The organism is Geosporobacter ferrireducens (genome assembly GCF_001750685.1).
Taxonomy (GTDB): domain Bacteria; phylum Bacillota; class Clostridia; order Peptostreptococcales; family Thermotaleaceae; genus Geosporobacter; species Geosporobacter ferrireducens.
In genome coordinates this window covers 4,872,360-4,895,924 of sequence record NZ_CP017269.1, presented here as the reverse complement: position 1 = coordinate 4,895,924, position 23,565 = coordinate 4,872,360, and the positions used below count along the sequence as shown (strand labels likewise).

The 23,565-nt window shown below is 37.5% G+C and carries 22 protein-coding genes; 4 read left to right on the top strand and 18 right to left on the bottom strand.

Annotation, left to right across the window (positions count from 1 at the left end):
• Nucleotides 1-69: 69 nt before the first annotated feature.
• Nucleotides 70-1,185 carry a hypothetical protein gene (locus tag Gferi_RS22805; protein ID WP_069980431.1) on the bottom strand — a complete coding sequence of 372 codons (1,116 nt, stop codon included), beginning with the start codon at nt 1,183-1,185 and terminating at the stop codon, nt 70-72.
• Between the two features lie 251 nt (nt 1,186-1,436).
• Entirely contained in the window at nt 1,437-2,327 is an 891-nt protein-coding gene (locus Gferi_RS22800) for an MYG1 family protein (RefSeq protein ID WP_083273728.1), read from the bottom strand.
• 166 nt (nt 2,328-2,493) lie between these two features.
• Here Gferi_RS22800 and Gferi_RS22795 point away from each other — a divergent pair, with 166 nt between their 5' ends.
• Both Gferi_RS22795 and Gferi_RS22790 read left to right on the top strand, forming a co-directional pair.
• Complete coding sequence (locus tag Gferi_RS22795; RefSeq protein WP_069980429.1) at nt 2,494-2,718, top strand: hypothetical protein; 225 nt, start codon at nt 2,494-2,496, stop codon at nt 2,716-2,718.
• A 32-nt stretch (nt 2,719-2,750) separates the two neighbouring features.
• Nucleotides 2,751-3,548, top strand: coding sequence for a M55 family metallopeptidase (locus Gferi_RS22790; RefSeq protein ID WP_069980428.1), 798 nt, complete (start codon nt 2,751-2,753; stop codon nt 3,546-3,548).
• 125 nt (nt 3,549-3,673) lie between these two features.
• Here Gferi_RS22790 and abc-f read toward each other — a convergent pair whose 3' ends face one another.
• Together abc-f and Gferi_RS22780 are read right to left on the bottom strand one after the other, a co-directional pair.
• Nucleotides 3,674-5,320 carry a ribosomal protection-like ABC-F family protein gene (gene abc-f / locus Gferi_RS22785; protein WP_069980427.1) on the bottom strand — a complete coding sequence of 549 codons (1,647 nt, stop codon included), beginning with the start codon at nt 5,318-5,320 and terminating at the stop codon, nt 3,674-3,676.
• Between the two features lie 692 nt (nt 5,321-6,012).
• Nucleotides 6,013-6,408 carry a GNAT family N-acetyltransferase gene (locus Gferi_RS22780; protein ID WP_069980426.1) on the bottom strand — a complete coding sequence of 132 codons (396 nt, stop codon included), beginning with the start codon at nt 6,406-6,408 and terminating at the stop codon, nt 6,013-6,015.
• Between the two features lie 378 nt (nt 6,409-6,786).
• Here Gferi_RS22780 and Gferi_RS28555 point away from each other — a divergent pair, with 378 nt between their 5' ends.
• Nucleotides 6,787-7,119 carry a hypothetical protein gene (locus Gferi_RS28555; protein ID WP_069980425.1) on the top strand — a complete coding sequence of 111 codons (333 nt, stop codon included), beginning with the start codon at nt 6,787-6,789 and terminating at the stop codon, nt 7,117-7,119.
• A gap of 510 nt (nt 7,120-7,629) precedes the next feature.
• Here the strand turns inward: Gferi_RS28555 and Gferi_RS22770 are convergent.
• From Gferi_RS22770 to Gferi_RS22745, 6 genes are all read right to left on the bottom strand, one after another.
• Nucleotides 7,630-8,241, bottom strand: coding sequence for a class I SAM-dependent methyltransferase (locus tag Gferi_RS22770; RefSeq protein WP_069980424.1), 612 nt, complete (start codon nt 8,239-8,241; stop codon nt 7,630-7,632).
• Nucleotides 8,242-8,490: 249 nt separating this feature from the next.
• Entirely contained in the window at nt 8,491-9,393 is a 903-nt protein-coding gene (locus tag Gferi_RS22765) for a DUF4392 domain-containing protein (RefSeq protein WP_069980423.1), read from the bottom strand.
• Between the two features lie 69 nt (nt 9,394-9,462).
• Entirely contained in the window at nt 9,463-10,251 is a 789-nt protein-coding gene (locus tag Gferi_RS22760; protein WP_069980422.1) for a putative hydro-lyase, read from the bottom strand.
• Between the two features lie 223 nt (nt 10,252-10,474).
• Entirely contained in the window at nt 10,475-10,795 is a 321-nt protein-coding gene (locus Gferi_RS22755; RefSeq protein ID WP_083273727.1) for a DUF3870 domain-containing protein, read from the bottom strand.
• Nucleotides 10,796-10,818: 23 nt separating this feature from the next.
• Nucleotides 10,819-11,265 carry a GNAT family N-acetyltransferase gene (locus Gferi_RS22750; protein WP_069980421.1) on the bottom strand — a complete coding sequence of 149 codons (447 nt, stop codon included), beginning with the start codon at nt 11,263-11,265 and terminating at the stop codon, nt 10,819-10,821.
• A 256-nt stretch (nt 11,266-11,521) separates the two neighbouring features.
• Nucleotides 11,522-13,063: a hypothetical protein gene (locus tag Gferi_RS22745; protein WP_069980420.1), complete on the bottom strand. Its 1,542-nt coding sequence runs from the start codon at nt 13,061-13,063 to the stop codon at nt 11,522-11,524.
• Nucleotides 13,064-13,243: 180 nt separating this feature from the next.
• On the opposite strand from Gferi_RS22745, the gene Gferi_RS22740 reads away from it, so the two are divergent.
• Nucleotides 13,244-13,597: a YetF domain-containing protein gene (locus tag Gferi_RS22740; protein ID WP_236932771.1), complete on the top strand. Its 354-nt coding sequence runs from the start codon at nt 13,244-13,246 to the stop codon at nt 13,595-13,597.
• Nucleotides 13,598-13,622: 25 nt separating this feature from the next.
• Here Gferi_RS22740 and Gferi_RS22735 read toward each other — a convergent pair whose 3' ends face one another.
• The 8 genes from Gferi_RS22735 to Gferi_RS22700 form a co-directional block, all read right to left on the bottom strand.
• A complete protein-coding gene (locus Gferi_RS22735) occupies nt 13,623-14,639 on the bottom strand; it encodes an ABC transporter substrate-binding protein (RefSeq protein WP_069980418.1) in 1,017 nt (338 codons plus the stop codon).
• Between the two features lie 124 nt (nt 14,640-14,763).
• The gene (locus Gferi_RS22730) at nt 14,764-15,489 is read right to left on the bottom strand and encodes an MgtC/SapB family protein (protein ID WP_069980417.1); all 726 of its coding nucleotides are present in this window, start codon (nt 15,487-15,489) and stop codon (nt 14,764-14,766) included.
• Nucleotides 15,490-15,619: 130 nt separating this feature from the next.
• The gene (locus Gferi_RS22725; protein WP_069980416.1) at nt 15,620-16,687 is read right to left on the bottom strand and encodes an ABC transporter ATP-binding protein; all 1,068 of its coding nucleotides are present in this window, start codon (nt 16,685-16,687) and stop codon (nt 15,620-15,622) included.
• 11 nt (nt 16,688-16,698) lie between these two features.
• The gene (locus Gferi_RS22720; protein ID WP_069980415.1) at nt 16,699-18,399 is read right to left on the bottom strand and encodes an ABC transporter permease; all 1,701 of its coding nucleotides are present in this window, start codon (nt 18,397-18,399) and stop codon (nt 16,699-16,701) included.
• A gap of 95 nt (nt 18,400-18,494) precedes the next feature.
• Nucleotides 18,495-19,559, bottom strand: a complete 1,065-nt coding sequence (locus tag Gferi_RS22715) for an ABC transporter substrate-binding protein (protein WP_083273881.1) — start codon at nt 19,557-19,559, stop codon at nt 18,495-18,497.
• Between the two features lie 195 nt (nt 19,560-19,754).
• On the bottom strand, nt 19,755-21,041 hold the full coding sequence (locus Gferi_RS22710) for a PTS ascorbate transporter subunit IIC (RefSeq protein ID WP_069980414.1): 1,287 nt from the start codon (nt 21,039-21,041) through the stop codon (nt 19,755-19,757).
• On the bottom strand, nt 21,038-21,352 hold the full coding sequence (locus Gferi_RS22705) for a PTS sugar transporter subunit IIB (RefSeq protein ID WP_083273726.1): 315 nt from the start codon (nt 21,350-21,352) through the stop codon (nt 21,038-21,040). The genes Gferi_RS22710 and Gferi_RS22705 overlap by 4 nt, the downstream gene beginning before the upstream one ends.
• Nucleotides 21,349-23,454: a BglG family transcription antiterminator gene (locus Gferi_RS22700; RefSeq protein ID WP_069980413.1), complete on the bottom strand. Its 2,106-nt coding sequence runs from the start codon at nt 23,452-23,454 to the stop codon at nt 21,349-21,351. Before Gferi_RS22700 ends, Gferi_RS22705 begins: the two co-directional genes overlap by 4 nt.
• Nucleotides 23,455-23,565 lie beyond the last annotated feature (111 nt).

The window sequence follows — 23,565 nt, the reverse complement described above, 5'->3', positions numbered from 1 at the left end:
AGAATTCTGTTTATATAAAACTCCCCCACCTTTGGTGGGGGAGCGCATAAACATTCTGCTTATTTTTACCTATTTTGCGTTATCAAAAGCCTCAGCAACTGCCTCAATGTAGTGTTCAACACTTACTGTTACAAGAGATGTAAGTTCAGGAACATCTGGTACTGCCGGATGTGAAGCATCCTTTTCTACAGTTTTCATGGCCTTGATCTCATCTACAGATTTACCTACCATCCACTTGCTTAATTCAGCAATCTGTTGGTACCACTCCTTTTTAATGCTGGAAGCATTGATCATGCCGTATGCATCGCCAAGCTCAACCTTTGTTTTGAACTCGCCTTTTCTATCAGTCGTTACTTTACCTTCTTTGTCAAAGTTTACCTTCGTTTGTGCATTGTCAATCAAAGTACCAACTACTTTTCCATCCTTATCGAATGCAGTAGCTGTCATTACTGTATCAACCTGTGCAAGCGGCAAAACTTCTTGACCATCTTTTGCACTATAACCTTTAGATTTGTCAATTGCTATGTTGTGTCCAAGACCTAGGCTTACAGCACCCGGTTGAACCTCAACAGCAGTTTTGAATGCTTCTTCAACAGCTGCAATATAGCCCTCAACACTTACTGTTACAAGAGATGTGAGTTCAGGAACATCTGGTACTGCCGGATGTGAAGCGTCCTTTTCTACCGTTTTCATTGCTTTGATTTCATCTACAGTCTTGCCGATCATCCATTTTTCAAGCTCAGCAATCTGTTGGTACCACTCTTTTTTAATGCTGGAAGCATTGATCATGCCGTATGCATCGCCAAGCTCAACCTTTGTTTTGTACTCAGCTTTTAAATCCGAAGTAACTTGAAGGTCTTTGTCAAAGTTTACCTTCGTCTGTGCGTTGTCAATAGTCACTTTAACTACTTTTCCATCTTTATCGAAAGCTACAGCAGCAATGATGGTATCTACCTGTCCTAACGGCAGAACATCTTTGCCATCTTTGTCTACGCCAAGATCTTTAGACTTATCAATTGTTGTGATATGTCCTAATCCAATCTTTACAATGCCAGTATCATCTGAAGGTGCTTCTGGTGCAGGTGCCGGCTCCGGCGTAGTTGCAGGTGCACTCGGTGAAGAACAACCCGCTAATAAAGCAAACGTTAACATAAGTACTAGAACTACTGATAAAGTTTTTTTCATGTTTCCCCCTCCATTTTTTGTTGAGATATAATCTAACCATTTATAGAATATCATATTGTCCATTAATTGACAATATTACAGGAAAAAAAATGCTATCCTAGTATTTATTGTAGATAATATACATTATCCACTATGTATTCTGTCTTTATTTGTTATAAAAAACACATAAAAGAAGTTCTTTACGTGCTTTCGCTGATCTAATTCCATCTCTATCAACCTTCATATAATTAAACCTAAATCCATACAATTTATCATTGTTCAGAATGATTTATTGCCAGTTCTGCCATTTTCGTCACACCTTTTAGGGTTTTGGCTACTGCGATAAATCTTTCTGTATGGCAAAACACTGCACCCCTAACCCCCGTAACTGCTGCAAGCTCTTTTTCTGTCTTGCCTGCCCAAGATTCAGGTAAAAGCTTTTTTTCTTTTCCACCTTTTCCTCTAACAGCTTGAAGGGCATAATTTTCTTTGTCAGGATAAATAACAAAGACTACCTCCTGTTTTTTATCTACAAGTTCTAATGCTTCTTCCCATGCACAATAGGTATCCAACGCTAAAATTTCCGCTGCATATCTGTCCTTATAGGCTTTCGATATAATCTCTTTTGACTTTAATACTGAAAAACTGTGTTCTATCGTATTCTTTAAAATAATTGATGCAATATTTACTGCCTCATCAAATGCTTTCTCCTCTGATTTTTCCGAATACCAAGGAGGATTAAATCCTGAAATGATTGATGCGATATTCATTACGGATATGCTTTTATTATTTATTCTAACGCCGTTATCAAGGGCATCAATCCCCTTGATTAAGAGGCTATCTACGCGATTGAAGCTATACTGAATTTCATCCTCGTCCAGCATTGGACAGATAAACCGGATCACATCTCTTCCGAATCTTCGCCATATCAATCCGCTGGCTGCGAAAGGGATCCCATCCTCCCTATACACTTTGTCAATCCCATGATGGTCAAACTCTCCGCCGCCTACATCATAGACAATGTCTAGCGTGTCGAGCACTTCTTGATCTCGTGTTCTAATCAATTGTATTTCAAAAATTTCCTTTAGAATCGCGGTTGCCATTACTTCGTCCGCATGAAATCTTCCGTGATGCGTGCCTACCTTTTTAAAAGGTTTCTGCATATTGATTATAGCACCCCCATTAAAAATAATTTTTTGAATATTCTTAAAGGCAGATGGTCATTTTCTTATACCAAATAGCCACAAAATTATTTATCTAATATAGTATCACTATTACTTTAATAGTATACTTATTACAGATACTTGAATTATTCTAGGAGGTCTGTTGATGAAACAGGTAGACGAAAGAGATACGATGTTTTCTAGGAGATATTTGGGCACCGACTGTGGCATGTGCATTTCCAGCTGTCCATTTAGTCAAAATATGGAGACTATAAAAAATATTGATACCTTTGCGGGTAATGAGTCTCTAATTGCCGCCGTACTTGGCGAGTTTAGGAAAAAGTATGGAAAAAGACCTTTCGTACCAGGAAATCCTGATTGGCTTCGTTAGGTTTTAAGATAAACAAAAAGGGGGAAGTTCAAATGAGATTATTTATTTGTGCAGACATTGAGGGAACAACGGGCATAGCCCATTGGGATGAGACGGATAAACCAAAATCCGATTATTATCCATTTGCCGACCAAATGACAAAAGAAGTAAATGCTGCCTGTGAAGGTGCACTGGATGCAGGTTTTGAGAAAATCACTGTTAAAGATGCCCATGATTCCGCAAGAAACATAGACTTCACTCAGCTTCCAGAAAAGGTTAGATTGATTCGTGACTGGACTAAAAATCCATTGAGTATGATGGCCGGAATTGACGAAGGCTTTGATGCCTGTGTATTTACCGGATTTCATGTTGGTGCCCATTCAAGCGGTAATCCACTGGCGCATACGATGAACACCACTATCTATTCAGTGAAAATTAATGGAATAGAAGCCAGCGAATTACATTTAAACGCCTATGCTGCAGCATATTACGGAGTTCCATTAGTGTGTGTTACAGGTGATGAAGCGGTATGTGAAGAAGCCAAACAATTAAACCCAAATATAAAAACGGTTCCTGTATTTGAAGGTATGGGGGACGCTACAAAATCTATTCATCCAAATCTAGCTCTCCGGAAAATAAGAGAGACTGTTACTGCTGCTTTGAAAGAAGATTTGAGCAAATACGTGATTCCCCTGCCTGAAAGCTTTGAGATTGAAATAAGCTTTAAACAGCATCACTTGGCTTATCATGCATCCTACTATCCAGGTGTTGAGAGAATCAATGCAACAACGGTAAAATATACAGCAAAGGACTATTATGAAGTGCTAAGAACCTTTTATTTTATTCATTAGGTCCAGCCTCCTTTCAACACCTATATCCTTATCTTTTTTTCTAAAGGTACATATCGGCTATCCGTTAAAAAAGTAGGGGAGTATCCTTTCAAATCCCCTACTTTTTAACAAGACAATCCTATCGCCTAAAGATTTGCCTTCAAATCCTTTAATCTCTCCAGTATCTCATGATACTCTTTATCCAGTGCAGCAGGATCATCCTTCTTAGATGACATGGAGAGTTTACCCAGGACTTCAGAGAGGCGGTTTTCCAGCAGGAAGACCTGTTTTTCAATATCCCCTCTGCCTTGATCCACACTCCTGTTTCTTTTTTCCAAATATTCTTCGTAGGTCCCCTCAAACATTTTTATTTGCTGATTTTCGATTGTCATAATATGATCTGCAATGGCACTTACAAATCTCCTGTCATGGGAAACAAACAACAAAGTTCTATCATACTCCCTGAGGGCTTCCTCAACAACTTCAAGTGCATCTATATCCATATAATTCGTCGGCTCATCCAATATTAAAAGATTAAAGTCCTGCAGTAATATTTTAGCGAAAGACACCTTGACCCGCTCTCCTCCGCTCAATATGCCGACTTTTTTTAATATATCCTCTCTTTTAAACAGAAGTCTTGCCAATAAAATCCTTGCAAAGGTTTCAGCATATATGCTGCTTTCCATAACGTTTTCTATAATGCTTTTGTTTTCATTCAATATGCGCATATCCTGGGTAAAATATCCAATTTTTGCACCTCGAGCGATTTTTATCCGATCGTCAAGCTCCATGATCATTTTGACCAACGTACTTTTTCCACATCCATTAGGTCCTATCAGTGCGACCTTGGAACCATTATAAATACTAAAAGAAGCATCTCGGAATATCATCTTCCGGTCAAATGCTTTATGAATATTGTCCCCTTCTATAATAATTTTGCTGTAGAGCTTATTGGAAGCTGTGACTTCCAGTTTTATACCCTCCGGTTCTTTAGGTCTTTCTTTCACCTCAAGATGCATAACCCTGGATTCAATACTTTTCACTGCCCTATCGAGGTTCGCCTTCGCCTTCTGGTTTCCCATCTTGTGCAGTCTGGCCTCGGAATTCCCCATGCGTTTAGGGGTTTTTCTCATGGTTTTTACCTTTTCTCTTGTCGCCTCCATCGCTGCTTCCAGCCGTTTCTTTTCCTTTATATATTGCTCATACTCAAATAATGCACGTTCCTTTTCTTTCGCCTTCTGCATACGATAATCGCTGTAGTTTCCATTATATATTTTTATCTTACCCTGCTCGATTTCCATAATCTTATTGCACAGCTTATCTAAGAAATTTCTATCATGGGATATAACAAGCAGTGCCCCTTTATAATCATCAAACATCTTTTCCATGAGCTCAATACCTTCCATATCTACATTGCTGGTAGGCTCATCAGCAAATATTATAGGACTGTTCTCGTCAAAGCTTTCCGCTAGTTTAAATCTAGTTTTCTCACCGCCGCTCATATTAACATTCCAAATACTTGGAATCCCAAATTTAGAAGCCATCTCACTGCTAATCTTTCTATTCTTTGAATCTTCCAGCTGTGTTATATATGCATATTTGCTATATAGCTCAATCCAACCTTCATCTGGTTCTGTCCTTTTACTTAAAATATTCATTAAAGTCGTTTTACCTACCCCATTCACACCCACAATGCCAATTCTATCTTCAGAGTAGACTTTTAAGTCTTCCACCTCTAGGATCATCCGATCACCGAAATATTTTTTAATCTTGCTGCATTCAATTAATAACATAAAAAAACCCCTCCTTGTAACCCGGAGAGGATAGCATCATAACCATATCGTAACCTTAATCCATTTTTACATAATCATCATATGAGACAAAAATATCCCAAACGCACAATGACATGAAATCGGCAATTAAAGTTAAAATATACCTTATCTACAAGCTATCAACAGTTACAAAAATACTATCCACTCGCAAGTTTAGATAAAATGCACGACAATAAAGCCTTTAGTCAGACTTTATTCAAATGCTCATTTTACATAAATTCTTGAAGTAAATTATATTTTCATTTCTACCAATACCTTGCCCTTTCATAATAATAAATTAATGCACATACAACATTATTATATTCGTTATGCATCCTGCTGTCAACTTAAGAATAATTATTCTCTTTTAATGACAGGATTATACTTGCTGCCGGTGATTCTTCCTCTTCCACCTTACGGGGACCTCCCTCTCTTTCTTTCAGCCTTTTAAGTAAATTCATGATAAATGCTGATTTCGCTATTTTGGAGATTTTCCTGGTTTGCTTTCGGTTCCTCCACCTTTCCGCATCGTGATACAGCAAATAAGCTTATCAATAGAAGTATGATGAGTCTTTTTATCATGACTTTTTTCTTCATTCATCATTACTAAAGAAAATCCGGCTTTTTTCTGGAGCAGATACTCCCTTTTCCGGTAAATATCGAATCAGACTCTACTATATATTCGTTTTCATTCCAACAGCAAAAACTTTTAATCCAAAATGTTCATAATAGGGTACCAATTTTTCTTCGCAAAATAGCTGCGGATGCAATTTGTTTTCTTCACATTTTTCTAATAGCCTGCGGGTTATTTCTCTCCCGATTCCCTGGCTTCTATAGGATGGATGGACACCTAATCCGCACAAATAGCCATTGATTACCCCATCTGAAATAACCCTGCCGGTACCAATCAGCATCCCGTCTAGATAGGCATATACTACATAAAAACTTTGCTTCATGGCTTTATTCAATTCATAGCTGCTTAATTGAAGATAATGATTCCACCCTGATATCTCATATAATTCATATAAATCTTCATTATGTAATAATTCAGTAGTATATTTAATGTTCATGAAAACTCCCACCCCTAAACTTTTTATTCATGTATAATCATCTTACCATATTGTCCGTCTGCTGTGATACTGGAAAATCGTTAGAAGAATCAATGCTAATTTGGTTAAACGTTGAAAAATTATTGATTTTTTTTAAAAACAGTATTTAAATAGTACTTATAGGAGAAATTTGTAATTGTTTCTTTTGATAATTTCACTCTACATTAATGAAGAAAATTATTTATCATTTTCCCAAAACCGATAGATTTATAAATTTTCTTTAGAGAAGCATTATCTTGAGATTTGATTTCTCTTTTGAGGTTACCAACCTTTATGGTCTTAATTCTGTTTACATGATATATTTCATCATACTACTTTTTATTTGTAGGAGGGATGTTCATGAAAATTACTCTTGGAAAGGGTGCTTTTTTCAGTTTTATTATATTTTTCATAATAGCATATTTTTTCATTTCTATCTTGCTTAAAACACCAGTAATTTTGCTAAAGTTGAGCAGTCATAGCGGCTTGATGAATTTTGCAATAAATATGTTTTGTTTTATGTTATTCACTTTTATAATATGCTACATCTTTTCTCTGTTTATTAATGGCAAAGAAAAATTTTTAAAAGAGTGTATTTGGGGTATATTGATTGCAGTCATTTTGTCGTACTTATTAGTGACTATAATTTTAGTCAAACAGTATAGATTGGTAAATCCTAAACATGTAATATAACCTGAATAAATTGCAAAATGATTAGGAAGTTATCTACTGTCAGATTTGTGATTAAAGAAATAACATATAAATTAATCAAAACTACCCGCGCAGCGGGTAGTTTGTTCAGCCCTAAAAGGGCATGTTACTCGCTTGAGCCTTAATTGAACGGGTTCGCCAACCGCTTTAATTTACAGGCTGCTGCTAAAGCAGCTTTTTATTTTACTAGAAACTAATGTTTGACCAATCTACAGGAATAGTGCGATCTAAAAATACTGTTACTATATCCCCATGATATAATTTTCCAACTATGGAGGTACTTGTCGACGGTTCAGATCTAAACTTCAGTTTTCTATTTTTATTTTCTAGACTTCTACTCCCTGGCCAGTTCGTTTTGCCCTACACTAGATAAGAAGAAAAAAAAGAAGAATCCACATGAATAATATCATAATGATTCTTCTCTTTTTTGAATATAAAATTTTGCTATCATTGGAATATCGGCTCTTCAGTAGCCTTACCTGTCCCCTTGTCTTAAATTTTTCTGGCGATATAATCAATAAATCCCTGGCGAATTCTGTTACCCTCATAGATTCTTTCTAAAACACGGTCTTCCTTGTATAATACCTCCATATCCGCAAAGAAAAAATCTGTCTCATGTTCTTCAAAGTATGAATGGATTACAGGAATATCATCGTCCATTTGCTCATATTCGTTTTGGCCGACAGTTTTGCCTTCTCCACACCGGAAATCTTTTGTAGTAAGAAAGTTGATGAATAATAGTCCATTTGGTTTTAAAACACGCTTCATTTCATGGATCGATTTGCGTACATCTGCCTTTTTCATATGAAAAACAGAGTTATAGGAATACACATAGCTGATTGAAGCACTATCTAAATCTAAATATCGCATATCCCCTTGAACAATGTTTAAATCCAGGCCTTTTTCCTTTCCATATTGATTTGCTTTTTCGACCTGCTGCATATCATATTCTATGCCTAAGGTTCTATATCCATATTCGGCAAATAATCCTAAAGGAGGCTGATCTCCTCCTGCGCCGCAGTCTAAAACCACCTTTTCTAAGTTTTCATTATTGCAAAACATTAGAAACCTATACAGTGATATTTGTCTAAATATCTCCTTCACAAAACCCTCTCCCCTTAACTTGTTTTTTACGTACAGCTTGTATAGATTTTATTTACAAGAAAGGATTCGATAAATTCTATTGGATTCCTTCTTAACGCCATCACCGCACAGAAATATACGGGCAGACACAAGGCCTGCCCCTAAGATTCCAGATGGATAAATAAGCTTTCCCAATCACATCTATAAAGAAATTTATATAAGCATTACTCTTCCATTGATTAAGAAGCTTTAACTCATTTTAATATATTTTTATGAAACGGACAGGCAAACAGAATTCTTTGCGGCAAGCATGGATTCAACCAAATCAATCAGGCTCTTCAATACCGCTAGATTCTCCGCCAGACTTAATCCATCAACGGTTAAGGTTCTTTTCTTGGTACATCCGTCTACAGCGCCTGATTGAACAATGCTTTTTAAGAGAGCCCTTTCCGTATTTAGGTCATGCAGCAGCATTCTTTGTGCCTCCAGAGAAAGGGCTGCGGCCAATGCATGACCACCCCAGTTGGACACGCCAGCGATGATCAGAATATCCGTTTCAAATGCAGCGCATATTTGATCCCCCTTGTGTACCGCATCTACTATATAGGGACGTATTTTTCCCATACCAATTTCATTTCCCCCATCCCCCACGGCAATCGTTATAATTCCTTGTTTCTTTGATTCTTCAAATAAAATATCTGTATTTGGAACCAAATCACTTAAGTCTTCCCCCCGCATCGAATAGATTCTTCCATCTATTGCTCTTCCAGGCCTTTCTATCGCAACTACATGGGAAGGGCGGTATTTTTCTATGAGTTTTTTAGAAAGTTCCAATTCTTTTTCATGATATATGATTTCTACAAGGGTGTTCATTCCTTTTGTCTTTAAACCCCGGTACAATAGATCGCCTGAATATTGGTCCGTAACCAGCACTACTTCTTTACCCATTTGTTCCAATGCACTGGCTAAAGAGATGGCACCGATGGGCCCATCAGTTTCCCCTGTAAGGGTCTGTTTTATCACAAACCCTGTAACAATGAAGATTCTATTCCCGTGGAAAAGTTCTCTCACTGCTTTTTCGAGCTGTCCATCCAGCTTTATTTTATCCATGCCTCTACGTTCTAAGTTTTTTCCTATAATATTTTCTATCTGTTGAAAGTACGTAGTTTCCATTTTGCCGCTCCTTGTCTGTATGATTTTTATCCGCGCTTTTCACTTCAAGTGGATATATAAGCCGCCACCCTACTCTGCTAATTGATGATTCCTTATATCGGTTATAAACATATGACCTGGAGAATGGGTGATGATTATTTCAGGTTTTGTTTTCATTGCTACAGCCTGTGGTGTAACCCCACATGCCCAAAATACCGGTACTTCATTTGGCCTGATCTCTACAGGATCTCCAAAGTCAGGCTTATGGATATCTTTTATTCCTATATCGCCGGGATTTCCTATGTGAATCGGGGCCCCATGAACGCTGGGATATTTCGATGTAATCTGTACAGCCTGAACGATTTTATCGTTCGAAATGGGTCTCATGCTTACTACTGTTGGCCCGGCAAATACGCCTGCCGGCCTGCACGCTATATTTGTGATATACATCGGAACATTGCTACCGGCTTGTATATGACGCACCTCAATTCCAGCTTCCATCAATGCAGATTCAAAAGTAAAACTACAGCCTAATAAGAAAGAAACAAAATCTTCCCTCCAAAAAGATTGAATCTCCCTGTACTCCCCTAAGAGCTCTCCTTTCTTATATACTCTATATTTTGGGATGTCCTTTGCAATATCAGATCCGGGGGCAACCTGTCTAAATTCTCTATCCCCCATGTCCGTAACTTCAAGTACCGGACATGCTTTTCTATTCCGATAGGTAAACAGCAAGAAATCATATGCCAGATTCTTAGGTAAAATAACCAGGTTGCCTTGTGCATATCCCCTGCACATTCCTGCTGTAGGTCTTTCCAGTTCGCCCTTTCTGATCATTTGTCTCACTTCATGCGGCTTCGTATAAGATAAGTCTTTCATACTACTTCTCTCCCTTCCTTTTGTTCGTATTAAGTTATAGCTATAGTGCATAAATTGAATACCTGTCGCTGCCAAAAACAAAAAAACCCAGCATAACAAATCGTTATCTGGGTCTTATTTACAGTTGTACGTAGAGGCAAATCCACATACGAGCAAACAAAACATGTATGTAATTTTTCACTGTCCCTAATCTTAGTATAAATGGTTACTCAGTTTTTTTCAATTACTTTTTTAGCATCATATATTTATTGCGGGCATCTTTTACTGCAGCAATTACTGCCTTTTGCGCAATTCCATGAAACCGGTCCTTAATTTCTTCAACAATTTGATCAATATCCTCAAGGAGATTATAGTCAATCAGCATAGATTTAATAAAATCCGCTGTTACAGCTCTGACCATATTGCATGTTAGATCAACAATTTTCCCACTATCTCTTTCTAAGATAATACCAATAAAAAACATATCAAACATAGCAGAGATCGGGTCATTGCTGCTGATTTTTGCTGTTCCTATCACATAAATCGTATTTTTAGGATAAATCAATCAAATTCCTCCTCTTCGATCATTTAGACTAACACAGCGTATTCGTTATTTAGGATCATATTTAACACGATTTCTCCTGTTTCAACCTGCAATTCTTCATTTATTGGCACAAATCCCATTTTCTCATAGAACGCTCTTGCGTTTATATTTTTAACATATACACCGACCGTCAGAACCCCTTTCTCAGTTTTTGCCATTTCTATCAAAGCGGTTCCAATACCATTTCCTTGGTATTGCAGGTTTATAAACAACCCTCCAACATAATGATCGATCAGTGAAATAAATCCGCATATTATTTTATTTTCCTCTGCTACCCAAGTTTCAGCAATTGGCAGATATTTATTCCGTATTTCCTTTTGCTGTTCCACAAGCATTTCCTCTGAAATAAATGAATGGGCTATTTTACTGGCATCATACCACACTTTTAAGATTTCTTCTGTATCTTTACAATCTGCTTTTCTTATAATCATATATTTATTCCCCCCTGTATCATAAACCAGATGATGGCAGACAAGAGAGAAAAATCCTGCTGCCCTATCCAAAATTCAAATATACACGCCTTTAGTACATCCCATTTAGATAAATAAGGTCTGCATGTGCATATAATTCATTCTAACATATTTTCCCAACCATTTGCCATTCTAAAATTACTCCGTAAAATACCCGATAGGAAACCCCCTCGTCGAGGGGGTCTTGAAATCCGTCATGTTATTCAAATTTTTTATATTACATCACTAATACTGAATAGATTACACCAGCGATGCCAATTGCACCTAATAGATATACAATCTTAGCAGGCATTTTTCCATCATTTTCAACGGCCTTACCAAACATACCAAAAACAAATGGGTGTATCAGGAAAGGCATTGCAAATATGAAGGCAATCATGTCAGCGGCTTGTGTTCCAAACATCCCACCTTGTACAGCTGCAAACAGCCCGAAGTGTGAAATGGCTGATGAAGTAGCCATAGCTGCATCGTTTATGGGCATGCCTCCCATACTCAACAGTAAAAAGCTTCCAAATACTGCAACCAACTGCCATCCAAAAGAAAACTGCATTAACCCTTTTACTTCAGCAGCTTCCTTCCCTTTTGCATTTCTTAGGGTTTTTAAGGCCCATAGAGTTAGTCCCATACCAATCAAAACAATCGGCAGCGCCCATCCAGTCATCAAAGAACCACGGGCAGCACTGGCTGCCAGTATAGAAAACACGAATACATGTCCAAAGAATGGAATATTGATCATAATCGGCGCTCTAGAGGCGGCATCAGAACCTAAGTCCCCTGCTGTACAAGCACCTGTCAATCCGGAGTGAGACAATGCCCCTGCCATTCCTGGTGCCAGATTTCTTACATGATTGGATGAACCGAATAATATCAATAGGGATAACCCGCCAAACATCCAAAACACTTGTCCAAAAAGACCATAGGTCATAACGGCTTTCATTTCCGTCAGCTTAAATGCTTCAAGAATTCTTGATCCTCCTACCATAAAATTCGCTGCCAAAACAACTGGAATCCCAGCAAACAACAAGGCTCTAACCGTTGGACCAAACTTCCATTCTGACAGCAATCCACCTAAAGCCGCAGATATAATCATAGCAAAGAAAATTTGAGGAAGTCCGATAATCGGCTTGATCCATTGTGCAATGTTCGCTGAGACAACGGATATTAGTAAAATGACAACGATTTCAAACAGACCTCGTCTGAGGTACTGGGGCTTATCCTTAATCGTTGCCTTGTGGTCGATTAAAATCAAGGCTCCAACAATTCCCAGATAAGCAATAATAGGATAAAACTTGCCAAGGGGGTCTCCTGATGGAAATCCTAAAACCAAGCGCTTAACCCCTTCAATACCAATTAATATAAAGAAAGATCTAATGATAAAAACAAGCTGTGTCCGCTTCGTTCCGAGGATGATTTCCTCCTCTGATGGCACAATTAAGTCTTCACTTTCCAGTTTCTGCCGCATGAGTATTTTTTTAATTTCCTGTCCTCCAACAAAGAAGGATACAATTAATGCCGTTACTGTTACTTTACTCATTAAATCGATAATTGGAAATTCAGGTAAACCTGGTGTAGCCACACTACTTTTTACGAGGATCAAGCCCATTGCCAATCCAAAGATTACAATGATCAGAATAGGTGAATATCTCGTTCCCGCTACAACTGTACGGGCAATTAGAATAATTGGAATGAGTAATAATAGCGTTAACCAAAACTGGTTCAATATTTGTACATTTGCTATTTGATCAATTAACTGTTCCATGGCGCCTCCTTTAAATAGAATTGTTGATATTTCCCGAGCAATATAAAAGTGCTTATAGAATTGGCTTTCCCTGCAAAAAATTCTTCTGGTACTACTGCCTTCTTTTTTGCAATAGTACTAATCATAATATCACAAAAAATGATTTTTGTCTAATTTTGTCGATATTTGTCTTTGCGTCAAGTGGAAATGCGGCTGCGCCAGTCTGGAATAAAGAATATATCCGATGTAAAAACTGCAACCATAGAGCCTAATGGACAACTGGGTTATGAGCTTATTGAAGATGCACAACCCCTTACCGTAGGCCAGTTTAGAAATATGATCAATGAATTGGCATGGTTGAATGTAAATAAGGTTAGCAGTGCCGACGAAAACAAACCCTCTGTGCAGGTCAGCGAGACAGATAATCTGTTTTCAGAGGTTGTAAATAACCAGCATCAGACTGAAATCCCCAAACAACTGCAAACATATAAATGGGCAGACACAAGGCCTGCCCCTAAAAAAGAAAATCTATTCTATTTTCATATATCTATATAATAAACAATCAAAATTTCTGCGTTCTCTATTTTCTAAATATTATACGGTTCCAACGTTCTAATATATTCTGCCGGTTCAAACCAGCCCACTCGTGATCGTATTCAACTACATTTAATTCTGAAAGCGGGAAGGCCTCTGCCGGAGAAACGGCTTCCCGATTGGTTAGCAAATGATAGTTTCCTACTTGTTTTCCTAACTCTTGTGCCTGCTTTGTCAATATCCAGTCGATAAATTTTTGAGCCTCTTCTGTTTCAGGCCCATTATGAATCATAGCTACGGCTCCGATTTCATAACCAGTTCCTTCTTTTGGAAATGAAATTACAATTTGATTAAAGCCTTCCTTAAAAAATTTCACAGCATCTTGGGCAAATAAAATAGCAACACCCATATCGCCCGCTCCTACCAATCGTCCAGATGTACTTCCGGAAGTGGTATACCAGCCAATCTGTTCATGTAGTTTTCTGAAATAATCAAAAGCCTCTTCTTCACCATAAAGCTGGATTAAAGTAGCTAAAATGGTATAACCTGTTCCTGAGGTGTTTGGATTTGGCATAGCAATCATCCATTTAAACTCAGACTGAAGCAGTTCTTCCCACGACTTTGGAACAGATAATCCATTTTGCTGTAACCACAATCGATTGCTTACAATTGCAAGAGGTCCTGCATAAATCCCTGTCCAATAACCCTCTTCATCTTTGAACATGTCATCAATTTTTTGTCGGTTTGGAGATAGATAGGGTGTCAACAATCCTTCTTGTTTTGCTTGGATAAATGTGTCTACAGGTCCGCCAAACCAAATACTTGCCCGGGGATTATCTTTTTCTTTTTGCAATCGCTGCAATATTTCACCTGCAGATAATCTCACATATTTTACTTTAATCCCTGTTTCTTTCTCAAATGCCTCTATGGCTTTAATAGCATGATCTTCATATAAACCTGCATAAATGTGAAGAACTTTGGATTCTTCTACAGAAGAACAGCCATTGATAGAACTAGTCATTAGCAAAACTGCGAAAACAATCAGGATATATTGTCTGCCCATCTCGTCTCCCCCCTTTTAATTCTATTCTAACGATTTTTTAAAATTATTCAAGAAATAAACCGCAAGAGCAATCGTCCATTTCACCTGCTCTTCATAAAGATAGAACTAAAAGCATCATTTGCTTTTATACACTATAGGCGATTCTGTCATCATTCCATATTACCTGTTCTACTCCATTAATCTTATTTATATCTTCAAAAAAATCATTTTTTCTAAAATCATTGCATAATTTAACAGCGAAATGTATCTCAATTAAATTTGCTGTATCAATTATATCCAGCAGTTCATCCTTTTCGCAATCATCGTCATCTGTATTTCTTAATATCTGAATATCTTTAATGATAATATTATATCTCCCAAATACCTGACCTATATCTCCAATCAAACCAAATCTTTCTTTGCATTGTACAACCAGCACTTTGTGTTTTTTAATAAATATTTTCTTCTCAAATACGCCAAGGCTCATTAAAGAGAAAAGAACGATTGCTGCAGTCGTTAGGCCTCCTACATAATATCCGCCGCCAATCGCAAGACCGATCCCACCGCATACCCATATACTTGCTGCCGTTGTTAATCCTCTGATACTATTCCCTGTTCTTAAAATTGTGCCGGCACCTAAAAAGCCAATTCCACTGACAACCTGTGCTGCCAATCGGGCAGGGTCACCTGTCGATGCTAAATTGTTAAATCCATGGGTTGATATTAGCATGATTAGAGCTGAGCCCAACGTTACCAATATGTGTGTCCGAAGTCCCGCTGGTCTGTTATTGGCTTCTCTTTCGATTCCAATCAATCCACCAATAATTGCTGAAAGTACTAATCTTAATATAAGTTCATAAGTACTGATCATCTCAAGCTCCCCCTTTCCCATACGCCCATATTCCAGTTTCATAATTTTTAAAAGTAAATTGAATGCAGCTAATTTCCTTATATGTCTTAATCCTCTCTAGGCAAAGCTCAATGAATAGCTCACATCTTTATTAAAGGATATGCAGCGCACGTTCCTCAAATCCGATCCCCATTTGCTCACCAATTCTATAGATGGTCTTACCTGTCGGATTGTTCTCGCTGATCTCTATATTCGTTCCAAAAAAGTCTACCCCATATTCATGGTTTTGCCCCATAAACACGCTTTTTTCAACTTTTACAGTAAAATCCTGCTTTCCTACAATAACCCCCTCCGGTCTGATCACCACATGAACCTTTTGGCCAGTTTCAAATCTTCTATTGGCTTTTGCCCTATACTTCACATCGTAAATATTTACTATAACATCACTTCCATCAAAACTTTCTATCTGACCATCCAATATATTTGCTCTTCCTATAAAATTAGCTACAAATTCATTAATCGGCCGTTGGTAAATTTCTTGAGGCGTTCCTTGCTGTTCAATCACGCCGTTATTCATAATAATTACCTTGTCAGACATGGCCATAGCTTCCTCTTGATCATGGGTAACATAAATAGAAGTAATTCCTACATTCTGCTGAATTTTTCGTATTTCATCTCTCATGTGAATTCTAAGTTTTGCATCTAGATTAGATAATGGTTCATCGAAAAGCAATACACCCGGCTCCATGACTAAGGCTCTTGCCAATGAAACCCGCTGCTGCTGTCCTCCAGACATTTGAGCAGGTACCCGTTCTGAGAAATCTTCCATTTTCATCATCTTTAGTATTCGTTCTACCCGTTCCTTGATCTCTGTTTTCGGCCGTTTAAGTATTTTTAGACCATAAGCAATATTGTCAAATACATTCATATGAGGGAACAGGGCATAATTTTGAAAAACCATGGCCGTATCTCTTTTATCTGGTGTTTTATTTGCAACATTTTCTTCTCCAATGAAAACATTGCCTTTGGTTGGCATTTCAAAACCTGCAATCATTCTCAAGGTAGTGGTTTTACCACAACCGGAAGGCCCCAGCATTGTCGCGAATTCACCGGGTTCAATTTTTAAATTAATATCATTCACAGCAACAACTTTATCCTTACCAGCGGTTATAAATGTCTTGTTTAAATCTTCAAGATAAACTTTCTTTGGTGATTTCATTCGATCATCTCCTATCCTTCTATATCACTCGTATCAATGCCTAGTTTAGATAATATAAACTGCATTGTCCATACAACAACTGCCACAATCAAGATCAGGATTGTTGAGTAAGCCGAAGCAACGCCGATTTTCCCTACATCGATTTGATTCATGATTGCAGCTGTCAACAGATTATACCTTGCTGAGACAAGGAAAATAACAGTACTGACCAATGTCATACTTCTGACAAAGGTATATACAAGACCGCTGAAAAATGCGGGTCGAATCATAGGTATTGTAACAGAAGTAAAAACTTTAGAACTGGATGCCCCTAGTACATTTGCTGCTTCTTCTATCGATGGGTCAATCTGCTGCAAAGCAGCAATCCCTGCCCGGATACCAATTGGCATACTTCTCATAACAAAAGCAATAATTAGAATTGTAGCTGTACCTGTTAACACTAATGGTTTTGTATTATATGAAAGTACATAGCCTAAACCTATAACTGTTCCGGGAATAGCCAATGCAAGCATAGTAGTCATCTCGACAAAGCTTTTTCCAATGAATTTTTTTCTCACAATTAAAAAAGCAATAATCATCGCTAAAATACCGCTTATTGGCGTTGCAATCATTGATAAGAACGTAGTATCTTTTATAGGTTTCATACCTAAATTGATGACATATTTAAAATGGTTGAGAGAGAAAGAATAATCTGCTCCCCATAATTTAATAAAGGCACCAATAGGTACTAAGATGTACATTAACCCTACAAAGACACTTAAAGCAAGTACAATTAAATAGATTGGTCTTGTTATCTCAGGACTATCAATCAGCTCTCTGCTACGAGAGGCTTTACCCGTAACAGTAATATAAGATTTCTTACCCACATAATATTTTTGTATCATAAATAGGGTTGTAGAGATCATCAACAAAATGATTGCTAGTGCTGTTCCGCCACCCATATCATAATTACCAATTCCCTGTAGGTAAATCTGTACTGCCAGCGTGGTATAATTCCCTCCAATAACCATCGGGTTACTAAAATCTGCGATGGATTGAATAAATACCAATAAGAAGGCATTAGCCAGGCCCGGTACCATTAATGGCAGCGTAATGGACCTAAAAACTTCGCCACGGGAAGCACCTAGATCTCTTGCGGCCTCTTCGACAGAAGGATCAATGCTTTTCAATAAACCTACTAAAAGAAGATAAGCTACCGGAAAAAAGGTCAATGTCTGAACCAAAATTAGACCATTCAGCCCATATACATTCGCTTCTCGCATACCCAAAATACCTCTTGTAATAAATCCATTCCGTCCAAACAACAGAATAGTAGATAGTGCAATCACAAAGGGTGGAGATACCATAGGCAAGATGGCTATCGCATTAAATATTTTTTTACTGCGTATTTTTAGATAGGCTGATGCATAAGCAAACAAAAATCCGATTGCTGTAGAAATAACACTAACAATAAATCCAAGATAAATGGTATTCCACAGAATTTCTTTGGTAGACGATAATCTGAATATCTCTTTATAATGATATAGAGATAATACGTTTTTATAATATAGACTTTCCTTTAATATGATGATTAAAGGATATAGAATAAATAAAAATACGATAGCTATAATCCCTAAAATTGTTATCATTAAAACAGGATCTCGCATGTTCTTTTTTATATTGTCAACTTCGGTTTTTATCTTCAGTTTATTATTGGATGTCTTTAAAACCATCTCTATCCTCCTTCTTCTATTCCGCTTGATTATTAAAGAATCCATGCAGAAACTACATGGATTCTTTAATACTTAATAGACGCATCTGTCCTATATTATTCTGTAGGTGGTTGTGTTTTCGTTATTTCATTGAATTTTTCAACTAACTCTTTTCTGTTTTTACCTGCCCAATCAAAATCATAATCAATCAATTTCGTATCTTTTAAGATCATTGCCTCTTCTGGCAGCACTGCATCTGGATTTGTTAAGAACTGGAATGAACCAACCGTACTTCCCAACTCTTGTGCTTCTTTTGTCAGTGCCCAATCTACAAACATTTGTGCTGCTTCTTGATCTGGGCCATTTGCCAATATAGCAACGCCACCAATCTCATAACCGGTACCTTCAGATGGGGCCGAAATCACGATATCTTTAAAGCCTTCCAGTCGATATTTAATTGCATCATGTAAGAAAGTAATCCCAATTGGAATCTCTTTTAATCCAACCATTCTGCCAGGTGCTGTACCAGACTTTGTATATTGACGAATTTGGCCATTCAGTTTTTGCATATACTCAAAACCGGCTTCTTCGCCCTTTAATTGCGTAATGGTTGCTAACATGGTATAAGCAGTTCCAGAAGAACCTGGATGCGCCGTTACGATTTGTCCTTTGAATTCCGGTTTTAATAAATCATCCCAAGATGTTGGGATCTCATAACCCTTTTCTTCAAACCATTCTTTATCACAAACAAACCCAAGATATCCGGAATAAATACCTGTCCAGTAGCCATCTGGATCTTTATACTTGTCAGGGAATTTTTCAGCATTCGGTGATTTATACGGTACAAGCAGACCTTCTTCCATCGAAGCGATATAGGCATCCACTGGACCACCAAACCATACACTGGCTGTCATGTTATCTTTCTCTGCACGAATTCTCGCCAGTGTTTCGCCGCTACTCATACGAACAAATTCTGTCTTTACTCCTGTTTGTTTTTCAAATTCTTTTGTTGCCATTATTGCATGGTCTTCCATTAAGCCTGCATAAATTGTTAATTTTAAATCTTTCTTTTCAGGAGCAGCACCGGTAGGATCAGCTGGGGGTTTAGCAGGACTGCATGCTGCCAGCATTAAAGTAATCACCAAAATGATTGAAAGTACCATGCTCATCTTTCTTGACATTTTCATTCCTCCTTGTTTTCTTACCATTCTTAATACTTGCTTAGGTTTTTTAATAATAACAACATTTTGCATTTTTATCTGCTTTAACATCATTCTACTTGAAGAAGTGTAAAAATACGATACCATCTATTTGCCACTTTAAACGGCAAAAAAAGAGTACCTCTTTATTCAAGAGATACTTGACTTGTTTCATATTTATAAAGTAAGGAAAAAGTTCAATATCCATTTCGTGAAAAAGCCCATAATTGCAAAATCAGAATCTCCAAAAGTTGCCCTCACATATCCTAGCCCCGATAGAATAGGGACTAAAAAATATGGTAAAAAAGTAATAACAAATCCATGAACAAAACAAGCTGTAACCAGTCCTCTTTTTCTCCCAATTCTATAGGCTATAACACCTGCTGCACCCCCTGAAAAAAAGTGGGTCACAATTCCTGGAATAATAATTGTATATTGATTCGACCGCATAATGAATAAAAGCATAGCGGCTACTCCGCCCATTAAACTAAATAGAAATCCAAAAATGGATGCAATGGGTGCATAGGGAAATAAGATAGGACAATCTAATGCAGGAATTCCATTAGGAACAATCTTCTCACTAATCCCTTGAAAGGCCGGTACAATCTCCGAAAGCAACATTCTTACCCCCATTAATATCACATAGGCTCCCGCTGCAAACCAAACTGCCTGCATAACAGCGATCACGATAGGAGGCCGGGAGAAAAACAGTTCTTCCATCGTTTCACGGCCTACAAAAAATCCGGCTAATAAAAATAATATAAACATAAAAAGTGTAGTGGATAAAATATGATCTTGAAAGAGTACTTGGAATCTCCTAAAGCCTGGAAGTGGTGTCTCCTTTTCCTCTTTGTGTTCAGATTTAAAACAGGATGCGATTAAACCTGCAATAACAAAGCCAATGCTATTAAAATGTCCTACAGCTATGGTATTATTGTTCGTTATCTTTCGTACAAAAGGTTGTATGACAGCAGGTCCAACGGACATAGCCATAGCTAGGAGTACAGCACCTAGAAGTATTACCTTCCATTTACTTAGAGATGATACTGCCAATACTGCTGCCAGCATTGAAGCCATAAACAGCATGTGATGCCCTGTCAAAAATACATATTTTAACGGACTCCATCTGGCAATCAGCAGATGTATAACCATTCCAAACAACATAATCCATGCAATATAATTTCCATAATTGATTTGTGCTAAAGCTACAATGATTTCATTGTGAGGAATGATCCCAATTACCTGAAAACCTCTTTGTATTAATAAGGATAAGTTTCCTAACGCTACTCCTGCAGCAGATGCGCCAATTTGAATTAAAATATATCCTAGAATTGTCTTTATTGTTCCTTGAATCACTCTCTCCATAGCTTCTTTTTGGACGATAAGACCTATACAAGCAATGATGCCGAGCACAAAAGCGGGCTCACCCAGCACACCTCTGCTTATTCCATCTAAAAAATTCATCGTATCCCCTCTTTTTCTACTAACCAGCTTTGCACCGTTGCACTGCTAAATAGCTGTTGCCTTATATACTGGCGGTTCACAATATCTTCTAATGGAATTACTTCAATGTGATCTTGTTCAGCTAAACATTCAATCACCTGTTTTGCTCCTAAAATCAAATCTGCTTCTATAAAACTTGCAGAACCAATATCCGTATGTTCCACCTTTACATTTAAATTATTTTCCTTTATGAATTTTTCCACATATAATCTCATGGCTAGGCTTGTTCCTAAACCACTTGTGCATACTACGAGTATCTTTTTCATAATCATAGTAACGATCCCTCTCTTTTTTCAAACCAGTCATAAATCTCCCCGGCATAATGTGCATTCTTTAGCAGGTTTAAAAAAGATTCATCATTCAAAGCATCAATCAATAATCCTAATGCATCTATATGTTTTTCATGATCTTCTGCTGCAAGCGTTATCATTAGCCAAATAGGCACCCCTACTTCCTTCAGCATAACAGATTGATTGAAGGTCATCAGGCTGAAGCCCGTACCCCATACCCCTGTTTCATTTGAAGCATGGGGAAAAACAACACCCGGTGTAATAACAAAATGATGATTGGGCTTTTCTATCATCTGGATAAGCTTATCTTCATATTCAATACCAATAATCCCCCTCTTTTTAAGCGGCGCTGTTCCTAATTGAATCATCTCTTTTATCGTCTTCGGGGTATCTAATTGCAGTTCAATGGAATCCTTGGGCAACAGCTGGGACAGATTCCATTTGTCAGGACTGCTGCAGGCGGATAAATGAGTACCTTTGAAGAATTGTACCAGTTCCTTTGTCAATTCCGTGCGGTCATGGATATTCGCATTTTTCTCTACAAGCTTAATAACTTCTTTTACAGTACGGCTCACATGCCATTCCTTGCCTTGGTTATGCTCTGTTAAACCCAGCAATGTAATGATTCGTTTCTCATCCTCTTGCGTCAAAAGTGGCGATACTTTGATCCAGGGTATGGGTAGATTAAAGTAAATGTCAATTGTAGAAATAATCAAATCTACATCTTCAACGGTTAGATCCTTTAGATCCTTATAAGAACATTTTTTTACAAGCTCTATCTGTGGGTAAATGTCCAAAAGTCTTCTTTGCAAAATATTAACAGTACCTAATCCTGAACTGCAGACGATAACCACACGTTTTTTTATTGATGCAGACAACTGTTGTTCTATCCCTGCACCAATATGCATGGCAATATAGCTGGCTTCCTGTTCATCAAACTGGATTCCTTTGGGTGATAAAATAGCATTGGTAATATTAATAATTGTCTCCAGCAATAGGCTATACTTTTTTTGCAATTCAGAAAACAACGGATTATAAATCTTAATGCCGTACTTTGAACGATATATCGCCGGTTTTAAATGCATTGCAAGACTTTCTATGATTTGTGCACTGGCTAAAAGCGGTTTTTCAAGGGTCTTTTCCGCTTCTATAACAATTTGTTTTGCAAGCTCTAAACATTCCTCGTCTTCCTTATCTTTTTGATACTCCTTTTGGGCAGTCAGAATATGCTGGGTGATATAGCCGATCTCTGATAAAGGAAGATGAATCTGAAAATAAGGTTCTATTCTTACCCTAACGATTCTTTCTGCTGTTTTAAACTCTTCTGTTTGCTGAAGTTCCTTTAGAAGACCTTCATCCATTGCAACAAAATGCGCTTTCCTTAATCTTTCCATAGACAAATACATATGCAAAATGAGCGCTACATAACCATTATCTGAGAAGGTAATTGACAAAGTCTGTTCCAGCTCTGAAACCACTTCAAATAAGTAATGCATATCCTTAGGTTGAAACCATTCTTTCCACTGCAATATATTCATTATTTTTGATTCTTCATTTAGGAGATAGTCTAATATTTTTTCTCCTGTTGCCTCTTCCTTCAGTAAATATAAGTATGCCTTTCTTTTATAAAGCTCTCTACCTAAAATCTTCACTTTACCTTTTTCCCGTAGAAGCTTCAAATGCTGCATGCCAAACCAAAGTTTTAATTCATTTAGATCTCCGGTCAATGTCTTATTACTTATCTTAAATATCTCTAAAAGTTCATCGAATTTAGTTTCTGACTTTTCCAGCAGTACCTTTGCAATCTCCTTGGAACGATTTTGCGGCGATAGATACTCTGCCTTTTGATATAAGAAATCTTGTAACTGCTGCCATTGGCAACTATCTAAGTCTATCTTCAAACCATATTTTCGGTGGCGTGTAAAAGTGATTTCTCTTCTCTTGAGGCTGGATTCAAGCATCAAAATATCATGGCGAATGGTTCTATGGGAAAGGTTATACTGTTTGGCCAATTGTTCAACGGTTATAAAATCCTGATACTGTACCAACTGTTCGAGGATTTTTTTTTGTCTGCTGGAAATCATATATACCACTCCTGTTAGAAAATTCATATTATAATTATAACACACTATTTCTTTATTCCTTTCTACTATTTATTTGCATGAAAAGACCGCCATCCTGCGGATGCCGGTTTT

Coding starts and splice junctions, on each gene's coding strand:
- Gferi_RS22805 (WP_069980431.1), bottom strand. CDS start 1,185: ATGAAAAAAACTTTATCAGTAGTTCTAGTACTTATGTTAACGTTTGCT.
- Gferi_RS22800 (WP_083273728.1), bottom strand. CDS start 2,327: ATGCAGAAACCTTTTAAAAAGGTAGGCACGCATCACGGAAGATTTCAT.
- Gferi_RS22795 (WP_069980429.1), top strand. CDS start 2,494: ATGAAACAGGTAGACGAAAGAGATACGATGTTTTCTAGGAGATATTTG.
- Gferi_RS22790 (WP_069980428.1), top strand. CDS start 2,751: ATGAGATTATTTATTTGTGCAGACATTGAGGGAACAACGGGCATAGCC.
- abc-f (WP_069980427.1), bottom strand. CDS start 5,320: ATGTTATTAATTGAATGCAGCAAGATTAAAAAATATTTCGGTGATCGG.
- Gferi_RS22780 (WP_069980426.1), bottom strand. CDS start 6,408: ATGAACATTAAATATACTACTGAATTATTACATAATGAAGATTTATAT.
- Gferi_RS28555 (WP_069980425.1), top strand. CDS start 6,787: ATGAAAATTACTCTTGGAAAGGGTGCTTTTTTCAGTTTTATTATATTT.
- Gferi_RS22765 (WP_069980423.1), bottom strand. CDS start 9,393: ATGGAAACTACGTACTTTCAACAGATAGAAAATATTATAGGAAAAAAC.
- Gferi_RS22760 (WP_069980422.1), bottom strand. CDS start 10,251: ATGAAAGACTTATCTTATACGAAGCCGCATGAAGTGAGACAAATGATC.
- Gferi_RS22750 (WP_069980421.1), bottom strand. CDS start 11,265: ATGATTATAAGAAAAGCAGATTGTAAAGATACAGAAGAAATCTTAAAA.
- Gferi_RS22745 (WP_069980420.1), bottom strand. CDS start 13,063: ATGGAACAGTTAATTGATCAAATAGCAAATGTACAAATATTGAACCAG.
- Gferi_RS22735 (WP_069980418.1), bottom strand. CDS start 14,639: ATGGGCAGACAATATATCCTGATTGTTTTCGCAGTTTTGCTAATGACT.
- Gferi_RS22730 (WP_069980417.1), bottom strand. CDS start 15,489: ATGATCAGTACTTATGAACTTATATTAAGATTAGTACTTTCAGCAATT.
- Gferi_RS22725 (WP_069980416.1), bottom strand. CDS start 16,687: ATGAAATCACCAAAGAAAGTTTATCTTGAAGATTTAAACAAGACATTT.
- Gferi_RS22720 (WP_069980415.1), bottom strand. CDS start 18,399: ATGGTTTTAAAGACATCCAATAATAAACTGAAGATAAAAACCGAAGTT.
- Gferi_RS22715 (WP_083273881.1), bottom strand. CDS start 19,559: ATGTCAAGAAAGATGAGCATGGTACTTTCAATCATTTTGGTGATTACT.
- Gferi_RS22710 (WP_069980414.1), bottom strand. CDS start 21,041: ATGAATTTTTTAGATGGAATAAGCAGAGGTGTGCTGGGTGAGCCCGCT.
- Gferi_RS22705 (WP_083273726.1), bottom strand. CDS start 21,352: ATGATTATGAAAAAGATACTCGTAGTATGCACAAGTGGTTTAGGAACA.
- Gferi_RS22700 (WP_069980413.1), bottom strand. CDS start 23,454: ATGATTTCCAGCAGACAAAAAAAAATCCTCGAACAGTTGGTACAGTAT.